Annotated in this window: 11 protein-coding genes; 10 read left to right on the top strand and 1 reads right to left on the bottom strand. The window is 48.0% G+C overall.

Annotated features, from left to right (window positions below; translation table 11 throughout):
- The 8 genes from QZL69_RS13210 to QZL69_RS13175 form a co-directional block, all read left to right on the top strand.
- Positions 1-501: extracellular solute-binding protein (locus tag QZL69_RS13210; protein ID WP_291519760.1), on the top strand; the 501-nt coding region annotated here is incomplete at its 5' end.
- The gene (locus QZL69_RS13205) at positions 498-1,154 is read left to right on the top strand and encodes a DUF3786 domain-containing protein (protein ID WP_022215663.1); all 657 of its coding nucleotides are present in this window, start codon (positions 498-500) and stop codon (positions 1,152-1,154) included. The genes QZL69_RS13210 and QZL69_RS13205, both read left to right, overlap by 4 nt.
- Before the next feature lie 273 nt (positions 1,155-1,427).
- Positions 1,428-1,910: a complex I 24 kDa subunit family protein gene (locus QZL69_RS13200; RefSeq protein ID WP_022215662.1), complete on the top strand. Its 483-nt coding sequence runs from the start codon at positions 1,428-1,430 to the stop codon at positions 1,908-1,910.
- Positions 1,910-3,778 carry an NADH-ubiquinone oxidoreductase-F iron-sulfur binding region domain-containing protein gene (locus QZL69_RS13195; RefSeq protein ID WP_022215661.1) on the top strand — a complete coding sequence of 623 codons (1,869 nt, stop codon included), beginning with the start codon at positions 1,910-1,912 and terminating at the stop codon, positions 3,776-3,778. The genes QZL69_RS13200 and QZL69_RS13195 overlap by 1 nt, the downstream gene beginning before the upstream one ends.
- A gap of 26 nt (positions 3,779-3,804) precedes the next feature.
- A complete protein-coding gene (fdhF, locus tag QZL69_RS13190) occupies positions 3,805-6,510 on the top strand; it encodes a formate dehydrogenase subunit alpha (protein WP_022215660.1) in 2,706 nt (901 codons plus the stop codon).
- 225 nt (positions 6,511-6,735) lie between these two features.
- On the top strand, positions 6,736-7,941 hold the full coding sequence (locus QZL69_RS13185; RefSeq protein WP_118251488.1) for a molybdopterin molybdotransferase MoeA: 1,206 nt from the start codon (positions 6,736-6,738) through the stop codon (positions 7,939-7,941).
- 13 nt (positions 7,942-7,954) lie between these two features.
- On the top strand, positions 7,955-8,500 hold the full coding sequence (mobB, locus tag QZL69_RS13180; protein WP_022215658.1) for a molybdopterin-guanine dinucleotide biosynthesis protein B: 546 nt from the start codon (positions 7,955-7,957) through the stop codon (positions 8,498-8,500).
- Between the two features lie 36 nt (positions 8,501-8,536).
- Positions 8,537-8,938 (top strand): winged helix-turn-helix domain-containing protein, encoded by a 402-nt coding sequence (locus QZL69_RS13175; protein WP_022215657.1) that lies wholly within the window; start codon positions 8,537-8,539, stop codon positions 8,936-8,938.
- Positions 8,939-9,011: 73 nt separating this feature from the next.
- On the opposite strand, the gene fdhD is transcribed toward QZL69_RS13175, so the two are convergent.
- Entirely contained in the window at positions 9,012-9,815 is an 804-nt protein-coding gene (fdhD, locus tag QZL69_RS13170; RefSeq protein ID WP_022215656.1) for a formate dehydrogenase accessory sulfurtransferase FdhD, read from the bottom strand.
- 156 nt (positions 9,816-9,971) lie between these two features.
- Here fdhD and moaA point away from each other — a divergent pair, with 156 nt between their 5' ends.
- Together moaA and mobA are read left to right on the top strand one after the other, a co-directional pair.
- Positions 9,972-10,946 (top strand): GTP 3',8-cyclase MoaA, encoded by a 975-nt coding sequence (moaA, locus tag QZL69_RS13165; protein WP_022215655.1) that lies wholly within the window; start codon positions 9,972-9,974, stop codon positions 10,944-10,946.
- A 21-nt stretch (positions 10,947-10,967) separates the two neighbouring features.
- Positions 10,968-11,286, top strand: a 319-nt coding sequence (gene mobA / locus QZL69_RS13160) for a molybdenum cofactor guanylyltransferase (protein ID WP_291519752.1), incomplete at its 3' end; no start/stop codon positions are given.

The raw sequence follows: 11,286 nt of genomic DNA, 5'->3' as shown, positions 1-11,286 counted from the left end.
CTGAACTCCACCGATCTTGATGAACTGACGGAAGCCAAGAACCTTCTGATCGAGCAGAAACCTCTGGTGCAGGCATATGTCATCGATCAGGTGCGTGACAAGATGATCGGAAACGAGGCAGCTCTTGGCGTGATCTATTCCGGCGAGGCAATCTACACACAGAAAGAAAATCCGAACCTGGAATACGTGATCCCGAAGGAAGGCTCCAATATCTGGATCGATTCCTGGGTAATTCCGAAGAATGCAGAGCACAAGGAAAATGCAGAAAAATTCATCAACTTCCTCTGCAGACCGGACATTGCGCTGATGAACTTTGAATATATCACTTACTCCACACCGAATGAGGCCGCAAGAGAGCTGATCGAGGATGAATCCATCCGAAACAGTGAGATCGCTTTCCCGGATCTTTCCAAGTATGACAATCTGGAAACTTTCCAGTATCTTGGAACAGAGGCGGATCAGGTATACGGAGATCTGTGGAACAAGGTAAAATCATCATGAAAACAAACGAAAAAGTATCCAATTATATAAAACTCTGCAGCGAATGGGCAGAGAAATTTCTTCAGATGGACAAAGAAGAATTAAAGAAAAGACTTCCTGAACTGAAAGAAGAGGACGGTTATCTCAAGATCACACACTTCGGAGTCCCGTTTGGGATCCGCCTGGATGATGGCAGGATCGACTGCCTGGATGGAAAAGGCGAAGCAAATGCGACGGAGATGCTGAATATCTACACCCTTCTCGGCTATGTCAAGGAAAATGCTTCCTTCATGGACAAGTGGGTGCCGTTTGCGGATCTTCGTGATGCGAGACCTTTTGGGCCTGCATACAAGATCGGTGTGACGGATGTGTTCGCAGCGACTTTTTCCGGCCATGCGAAGAAACTTAAGGAGGCTTTTCTTAAGCTGAACGGTACAGAACTTCCGCAGGGAGATGTCGGCTACCAGATCAATGCTTTTGAATGCGAACCAATGCGGTTCTATTTCTGGGACTGTGACGATGAATTTGAGGCACAGGGAAATATCCTGTTTGATTACAGCGCGACAGATTTTAACCATGTGGAGAGCGCTGTCTCCACGGCAGAGATGGGCGTAAAGAGACTGGCAGAGCTGGCGGGACTTCCGCTTCGTGGGAAATCCTTCGGTATGCAGTAAGCTGCCATAAAATCAAGAAATATCAACAGACAAAGACACTGGAATGAAAAGAGACATTTCAGTGTCTTTTTGTGCATTATTTTGAAAAAATGTCGAGTTAACTATAACTTACCGAGTTGTTTTGCAAAATTATACAAAAAATAACTATAAAATCAGGGATAAAATAAGCAAAATACACAAAAAATACTTGAAATATGAAAAAACATCTTCTATAATAAAAATATATGTGGGAGCAATGCAAAAACACAGTGAACGTGAAAAGGAGGGAACTGAATGTTAGACAAATCATACTATGATAAGGCAGATGAGATCATCGCTGTTTATGGACGCAAGCCGGATTCTCTGATCCCGATCATGCAGGACATCCAGGCAGCGTATCGTTATCTGCCGAAAGAACTTCTGAACTATGTAGCAGATGAGATCGGGGTAACCCGTTCAAGAGCATATAGTGTGGCAACATTCTATGAGAATTTTTCATTCGAAGCAAAAGGTAAATATGTGATCAAGGTATGTGACGGAACTGCCTGTCATGTAAGGAAATCTGTACCGGTCAGAGAAGCCCTGATGAAGGAGCTTGGACTGAATGACAAGAAGCACACCACAGATGATATGCTTTTTACTGTAGAGATCGTATCCTGTCTGGGTGCATGCGGACTTGCACCGGTCATGATGGTCAATGACGATGTTCATCCGAAGATGACTCCGGATCTGGCAGTAGAGCTGATCCACAAACTGCGAGAGGGAGGTGCCGAGTAATGTTTTTACATAACAGAGAAGAACTTCAGAACCTGCGTAAAGAAGCAGAGGAACGTCTGCATGCAGCGAAGCTCCGCGTCCTGGTCTGTGCAGGAACCGGATGTATTGCCAGCGGCTCCAAGGAAATTTATGACAAGATGAAAGAACTGTCCGAGGGAAACGGACAGGTTTCTGTAGAATTTGAGGGAGAAGTTCCGCATCCTGAGATCAGAAAGAGCGGATGCCACGGATTCTGTGAGATGGGACCTCTGATGAGGATCGAGCCTCTCGGAATCCTCTATATCAAGGTCAAAGTCGAAGACTGCGAAGAAATTTATGAGAAGACGATCTGCCAGGGACAGCCGATCGAGAGACTGTTGTATCATAAGGACGGACAGGTTTACCAGAGTGAGGAAGCGATTCCGTTCTATGCTGGACAGATGCGTCTGGTACTTAAGAACTGCGGACATATCGACGCAGAGAATATCGAGGAGTATATCGCTGTAGGCGGCTATTCCGCACTGGAGAAGGTACTTTTTGACATAGACAAGGATACAGCACTGGATATGATGGAAGAATCCGGCCTCCGTGGACGAGGCGGCGGTGGATTCCCGGCCGGCAGGAAATGGAAACAGGTTGCCCGCCAGAAGGAAACCCAGCGTTATGTTGTATGTAATGGTGACGAGGGTGACCCGGGTGCATTCATGGATCGAAGCATCATGGAAGGTGACCCGCACAAGATGCTCGAGGGTATGCTGATCGGTTCTTACCTGACCGGTGCACAGAATGCATATATTTATGTGCGTGCCGAGTATCCTCTGGCAGTAGAGCGTCTGCAGAAAGCGATCGCACAGGCAGAGGAGTACGGTCTGATCGGTGACAATGTCCTCGGAACAGATTTCTGCATCCATTTCCACATCAACCGTGGAGCGGGAGCTTTCGTCTGTGGTGAGGGCAGTGCCCTGACAGCTTCTATCGAAGGTAAGAGAGGTATGCCGCGTGTGAAACCGCCGCGTACAGTAGAGCAGGGACTTTTTGCAAAACCAACCGTATTAAACAACGTTGAGACTTATGCCAACGTACCGATGATCATCACCAATGGTGTTGAGTGGTACAGAAGCATCGGTACAGAAGGAAGCCCGGGAACCAAGGCATTCGCACTTACCGGTAACGTAAACAATACCGGTCTTATCGAAGTTCCGATGGGAACCACACTCCGTACCATCATTTATGATATCGGAGGCGGTCTCAAGGGCGGCGGTAAATTCAAGGGTGTTCAGATCGGTGGACCTTCCGGCGGATGTCTCGTAGAAGAGAATCTGGACGTTCCGCTTGATTTTGACCAGGTTAAGAAATACAATGCGATCATCGGTTCCGGCGGTCTGGTTGTTATGGACGAGAGCACCTGTATGGTCGATGTTGCGAAATTCTTCATGGGATTCACTCAGAGAGAATCCTGCGGAAAATGCGGTCCGTGCCGAATCGGAACGAAGCGTATGCTCGAACTCCTTGAGAAGATCACAGACGGCAAGGGCGAGATGGAAGACCTTGACAAACTGGAAGAAACAGCGAAATTCATCCAGGCGCGTTCTCTCTGCGGACTTGGCAAGAGTGCACCTCTTCCGGTCCTCAGTACGCTCAAGAACTTCCGTGACGAATATATCGAACATATCGTAGAGGGTAAATGCCGTGCCCATGTCTGTGAGGCAATGAAAGTTTACGAGATCGATCCTGAGAAATGTAAAGGATGTACGAAATGTGCACGTAACTGTCCGGTTGGTGCGATCGCAGGCGAGAAGAAACAGCCGCACAAGATTGATCCGTCCAAATGTATCAAATGCGGAAGTTGTATGGACAACTGCCCGTTTGGTGCGATCGGCGTGAAATAAACAGATGCAGAAAAGGAGGGAACGACATGATTCATTTGACGATTGATGGCAAGCCTGTTGAAGTCGAGAAGGGTACGACCATCCTTCACGCAGCCAAGAAGGTAGGGATTACGATTCCTACTCTGTGCTATATAGAAGATCTACTGCCGGACGGTTCCTGCCGTTTATGTGTAGTTGAAGTAAAGAATAATGGAAGAACAAAAATAGATACCGCCTGTACGATGCAGGTTTCTGAGGGTGACGAAGTTTTCACCATGTCAGAAAAAGTAGTCGAGTCAAGAAAACAGACACTGGATCTGCTTCTGTCCGACCACAACACTCACTGTTTCTCCTGTCCGGGCAACGGTGACTGTAAACTCCAGGACTATGCTTATGAGTATGGTGTAGAAACATCAAGTTATACAGGAGCGAAGAGCGGTGGAGAGATTGATGATTCCAACAAATTTTTTACCTATGATCCAAGCCTCTGTATCCTGTGCCACAGATGTGTCAACACCTGTAACCAGATCGTAGGAAGAGGCGCGATCGCAACTCTGGAACGTGGTTTCCAGTCCGTGATCGGAAACGGTGAAGGTCTCTGGGCAGACGGCACCTGCGAGTCCTGCGGAAACTGTGTACAGGCATGTCCGACCGGTGCGCTCACCATGAAACGAAGAAAGAAATACCGTGCATACCAAATCGACAAGAAAGTCCTTACTACCTGCCCGCACTGTGCGACAGGATGTCAGTATTACCTGCTTGTCAAGGACGGTAAGATCGTAGATACAGAAGCTTATGACGGACCGTCAAACAAAGGACTTCTCTGTGTTAAGGGACGAAGCGGAAGCTTTGACTTCGTACATCATCCGTCCAGGATCACAGATCCGCTGATCAAGAACAAAGAAACCGGTAAATTTGAGAAAGCAACCTGGGACGAGGCTCTTGATCTGGTTGCATCCAAATTTATGGAGATCAAGAAGAAATATGGTTCCGAATCTCTGGCTGGTTTTGCATGCTCCCGTTCACCGAACGAGGATATCTACATGGTCCAGAAGATGGTCCGTACCTGCTTCGGAACCAACAATACCGATAACTGTGCACGTGTATGCCACTCCGCATCTGTAGCAGGTCTGGCGATGACACTTGGTTCCGGCGCGATGACCAACCCGATCGAGGATATCACCAAGAAACCAGATGTGATCATGCTCGTAGGTTCCAACCCGGAAGAAGCACATCCGGTCGTTGGTATGCAGATCCGTCAGGCAGTACAGCGCGGCTGCAAGCTGATCGTTGTTGACCCGCGTGATATCGGTCTTGCAAAACATGCAGACATTCATCTGAAACTGAAACCAGGTACCAACGTTGCATTCGCAAATGGTATCATGAACGTGATCATTTCCGAGGGACTTCAGGATGACAAATTTATCGCAGAGAGAACCGAGGGTTATGAGAAGATCAAAGAGATCGTTAAGGATTATACACCAGAACGTGTAGCTCAGATCTGCCACATTGATGCTGACGACTTAAGAAAAGCAGCGATCATGTACGCAAAAGCTGACAAGGCACCGATCATCTACTGCCTTGGTGTAACCGAGCATTCCACCGGTACAGAGGGTGTTATGTCCATGTCCAACATGGCACTTCTGGTCGGCAAACTTGGCCGTGAGGGCTGTGGTGTCAACCCGCTCCGTGGTCAGAACAACGTACAGGGGGCCTGCGATATGGGAGCAAGCCCTGGAGACTTCCCTGGATACCAGAAAGTAGCCAATCCGGAAGTAATTGCCAAATTTGAAAAAGCATGGAACACCAAGCTGAACCCGAATCCGGGACTTCATGCAACAGAGGTATTCCCGGCAGCGATCAAGGGTGACATCAAAGGTCTTTATATCTATGGTGAAGACCCGGTTGTTACCGATCCGGATACACATCACATCATCAAGGCACTGGAAAGCCTGGAATTCTTTGTGATCCAGGAACTCTTCATGACGGAGACCGCAGAATATGCAGATGTCATCCTTCCAGGTGTCAGCTATGCAGAAAAAGAGGGAACCTTTACAAATACAGAACGTCGTGTACAGCGTGTGCGTAAAGCAGTGACGATTCCGGGAAATGCAAGACTGGATACCGATATCCTCATCGATTTGATGAACCGTATGGGATATCCGCAGCCGCACCTGACTTCCGCCCAGATCATGGATGAAATCGCATCTGTAACACCATCCTTCGGCGGAATCAGCCATGCACGTCTGGACAGCGAAGAAGTAGGCGGCAAGGGCCTCCAGTGGCCATGCCCGACCAAGGATCATCCTGGAACACCGATCATGCACGTCGGCAAATTTGCGAGAGGACTTGGATGGTTCTATCCGGCAGAGTACATTCCGTCAGCAGAGCTTCCGGATGAGGAATATCCGATCATCCTTATGACCGGACGAATCCTGTATCATTACACAACAAGAGCAATGACAGGAAAGACACCGGAACTGATGGAGATCGAGGGCAGATCTTTCATCGAAATGAATGAGCAGGATGCTGAGAAACTGGGAATCAAGAACGGCGACAGAGTACGTGTGACCTCCAGACGAGGACAGATCGAATCCACCGCCCGTGTGGGAACCAAAGTATCCAAGGGAGAATCCTGGATGCCATTCCACTTCCCGGATGGAAATGCAAACTGGCTGACAAATGCAGCACTTGATAAATATGCAAGAATCCCGGAATACAAAGTATGTGCGATCCGAATTGAAAAAGCATAAGATCAGATGTTATAAATGATTCAGAACAGAGGATATTTTCAGAGACCGGAGAGGTGTCGAAAATATCCTCTGCTTTTTTGTTCAAAAGAAGCGAAAAGGTTGAGCTTTTTTTGTCTATATGTTACAATAAATCGAAAACAGGATTGTGACATTTTGTTGAGAAAAAATATCATTAATCAGACACCAGTTTGGAAAACGATGTTTGAAGGACAGGGGAGAAATGTTTTGGAAAATCTCAGGGTAGAAGAAGCAATTGAGCAATTGCTGATGTATACGAAAGCGGTACAGGAAGCGGAAACTGTGTCTTTACTTTCAGCAAACGGCAGGATACTGGCAGAGGACATGAAAGCAGAGAGAGACAATCCTCCATTTGACCGTGCACCGGTAGATGGCTATGCCTGTAAGGCTGAGGATCTGGCGGGAGCACTGCCGGAAAAGCCGGTCACACTCAAAGTGATCCGGGAAGTTGATGCCGGAGAATATTTTGACGGAACCGTGCAGCACGGGGAAGCGGTACGTATTATGACAGGTGCGGCGATTCCGGCAGGATGTAACTGCTGCGTCAGACAGGAAAATACGGATTATGGAGAGGATACCGTACAGATCTACAAGAGCATGGAACAGTGGGAGGACTACTGTTTTCAGGGTGAAGACTTTAAGAAAGGTACAGTTTTACTGAAAAAGGGTACAAAACTCAGTTTTATAGAGATAGGAATCCTTGCCAGCATGGGTGTGGCAGAAGTTCCTGTTATAAGACGGGCGAGAGTTGCGGTCCTGACAACCGGTGATGAAGTGATGAAGCCGGGAGAAGAACTGAAACTGGGCAAGATCTATGACTGCAACCAGAGTCTCCTTGCAGCGAGACTGATGGATTTTGGCGCAGAACTGACACGGATCGATAAGATCCCGGACAACCCGCAGGATATGGCAGAGGCAGTCAGAGAAGCGGCGGAGGTTTCAGATCTGATCATTACAACGGGCGCGGTATCCGTAGGCAAGAAGGATATCATGCACGAGGTAGTCCGGATCCTGGGAGCACAGAGGATTTTTTGGCGGCTTGAGATGAAGCCGGGAATGCCGACGCTTTTTTCTGTCTATGAAGGCACACCGATGCTCAGTCTTTCTGGAAATCCTTTTGGGGCGGCGGTATCTGTGGATCTTCTGATCCGTCCGATGATCCAGAAGCTGACACAGGACGACACACTTCGTCCGGTAAGGAAGAAATGTACTCTGACGAATGATTTTGGTAAGAGTGTCGGAGGACGCCGTTATGTACGTGCGGTCACAGACGGAGAAACCGTGACGATCCCTACCAAGATCCATTCGAATGGAATCCTTTCGACCATGGCAGGATGTAACTGTCTGATCGAGATGCAGAAGGGAAAGACCGGAAGTCATGCAGGAGAAGAAGCGGAAGTTCTTCTTCTGTGACAGGATGAGCGAAATGAAAGAACAGAAGGGTCAGCTGATACTGGCGGTAAGCGGAGTCAAAAATTCGGGAAAAACAACATTGATCGCATCACTTTTGTCGAAGCTGAAACAAAAAGGTCTTAAAGCTGCTGTGATCAAGCATGACGGGCATGAGTTTGAAGCGGATATACCGGGGACAGACACCTGGAGATTCGGGGAAGCCGGAGCCTGCGGGACGCTTGTTTTTTCCGGGACAAAATATATGATGGTCAAATATCAGCCGTCACCAGAGACGGACGAACTGATCGCCTGCTTTCCTGAGGCAGATGTGGTCTTGCTGGAGGGTTTTAAATATTCGGAATACCCCAAGATCGAGGTCATACGACGGGGAAATTCTTCGAGATCTGTCTGTGATCCGAGATTCCTTCTGGGAATCGTGACGGATCTTCGAAGGGAAGAACTGGATGCGGCGGGAAGCGCTTTGCCGGAAGAATTGCCATTTTTTGACCTGAATGAAACAGAAGTTCTGTCGGATTGGATTTATTGCTTATGGAGACAGAGACAGACCGGACGGCAATGACTAGCACAGCAAAAATGAGGAGTAACAAAACGCGGAATGAGTGAAAAAACAGAGAATATTACAACGGAGCAGCAGAACGAGGACGCAGTGCTTGGCATAAAGACCAAGATCGTTCTGTCGAAGAATATCGATTTTTTTGGACCGGGGCTTTTTCATCTTCTTCAGTATATTGATGAAGAAGGGACGATCCATGCGGCATCCAAGAAGATGGGAATGTCCTATTCCAAATGCTGGAAGCTTCTGAACCGGGCGGAGGAACAGATGGAATTTACTTTTCTTGACCGCTATAACGGCGGACCGCACGGAGGAAATTCAAGGATCACGGAAGAAGGCCGTGAGTTTATGAGACGCTATGAAGCATTACTGGAAGAAATGAAAGAAATAAGCCAGAAGGCTTTTGAGAAATATTTTAAGGAATATTTTAAGGAATATTTGTAGCTATGAGGATGCGGCAGGATGTTTCGTTTCGAACAGAAGCATCCTGTCGCAGTTTCTGCACAGATAAGAAAGATCAGACCTGACTGAAGACTTTCATCCGGTCTCTTCTGGCGGCACAGACGAGGGTCAGGCGATAGGCTTTGGCAAGTTCGATCGCCTCTGTGGTAGGAGATGCCTTGCTGGAAAGCACCGGAATTCCGGCATAGATCGCTTTCATTGCCATATCGGTCGGGATCCTTCCGCTGGAATAGACCATGCATTCCGTAAGGTCGATCTGATGACGGAGAGCATAGCCGATCACTTTGTCAAGTGCGTTATGCCGTCCGATGTCCTCACAGGAAAAAAGAATCTCGTCTCTGCGGGCAAGGAGACAGCTGTGGGTGGCGAAGGTGACACCGTGAAGCGGCATCCCATCGGCAAAGGTGTCTGCCATGTGGAAGATCCATTCCGGTTTCCATTCGATCGGGGTGACAGGAACCGGCGGATAGTCAGATGAGAAATAATCATTCAGGATGTGGTTGCCGGTGCAGCAGGTAGGGGTGGTCTCTACGAAGGAAGTGTTTTTCTTTGCATCGGTTGTTTGAGACTGTTTGAGATAAACCTTGGCGCGCTTGCCGTACTCGCAGATGTAGATCTGCTCGACATCGTCGATGGACTGGATGATATGTTCCGTCAGGAGCCGTCCTAGGACGAGTTCTGTGAGATGCTGCGGGAGACAGATCAGTTTCATGGTAAGCTGGTCATTGAGATAGACATCGATCAGATGCTCATTGAGGACCTGTTCTTCTTTGGTAAGGATCTCACCTTCCCTGCCGATGAACTGATAGGTTTGTGTTTCCAGTAATGGAAGATCGTGGTATTGTTCGTTAATATGCATAATTTCTCCAATGCTAAAAAGTTTTTATTGTATATATTTATAGATAAGTATAGCAGAAATCAGAGAATTTCAAAAGAACAAATTAAGATATAAAACAATAAAAGCCTTTTTAAAGTGGGGTAGACAAAATAAAAAAGGAACGGAGAAAATTTAACTATGAAAGACAGATATGGACGTGAGATCGATTATCTTCGGATCTCGATCACCGACAGGTGCAATCTCAGATGCATTTACTGTATGCCGGAAGAGGGAATCTGCCAGATCTCACATGGAGAGATCCTGACCTACGATGAGATCCAGAGAGTCTGCCGCTGTATGACAACTCTGGGGATCAAAAAAATAAAACTGACCGGCGGCGAGCCTCTGACAAGAAAGAACAGTGCCGCACTGGTACGGATGCTCAAAGAACTTCAGGGAATAGAGAAAGTAACGCTGACGACAAACGGTGTCCTTCTGGGGGAGCAGATCGGAGAACTGGCAGAGTCAGGGATCGACAATATCAATATCAGCCTGGATACGCTGAATGAAGAGGCATTCGGAAAGATCACGCGAAGAGAGGGCCTTCCTAAAGTCCTGGAGAGCATGAAGGAGGCTCTGAAATATCCACAGATCGGTCTCAAGATCAACTGTGTACCGGTGATCGATGATCCGCAGAATCTGGTGGATGTTGCCAGGATTGCGAGAGACTATCCGATCCATGTGCGCTTTATCGAGATGATGCCGATCGGATACGGCAAAGAGTTCCGTTTCCGGGGAGAAGATGAGATCTGTTCGATCCTTGAGAGTGCTTATGGCAAGATGACACCGGTTATAGAGCACTACGGAAATGGTCCGTGCCATTATTACGAAATCGAAGGCTTTCAGGGAAAGATCGGTTTTATCAGTGCGATGACACACAAATTCTGTTCGCAGTGCAACCGTGTCAGAATGACCGCAGAGGGCTATCTCAAAGCCTGTCTGCAGTATCAGACCGGAATAAGCCTCAAGACACTGATGAGAAACGGATGCACCGACGAGGAGCTGACTGAGGCGATCCGCAGAGTGATCTGGGAAAAACCGGGCGAGCATCATTTTACTTCACAGGCGATCGACGAGGATGAACTTAAGCTGATGTCACAGATCGGTGGCTGAAAAGGAAACAGGGGGATGTATATGGGCGAAAACAAACTTGCAATGATCGTTCTGGCAGGAGGAGCCAGCAGCCGCATGGGAAAAGAAAAGAGCGACCTTAAGCTTGACGGGAAATCTTTTCTGGAGATCCAGATCCAGAAGGGAAGAGACCTGGGTGTTGGCAGGATCTACGTCTCAGGCTATCGCGGCGCACACTGCACAGAAGAGATCGTTATGGACAGGATCAAAGAAAGAGGACCTCTCGGCGGCCTCGAAGCCTGTCTTAATAAAGCAGCAGAGGATGGAGCGGACCGGTGTATTGTCCTTGGCGTAGACACCCCGCTGGTGCCGGTATCTGAAC

Origin of the sequence: Blautia sp. CAG:237 (genome assembly GCF_000436615.1) — a bacterium.
Classification (GTDB): Bacteria; Bacillota; Clostridia; order Lachnospirales; family Lachnospiraceae; genus Blautia_A; species Blautia_A intestinihominis.
Note: the sequence above shows the minus strand (reverse complement) of the source record. Positions and strands in the feature narration are given on the sequence as shown.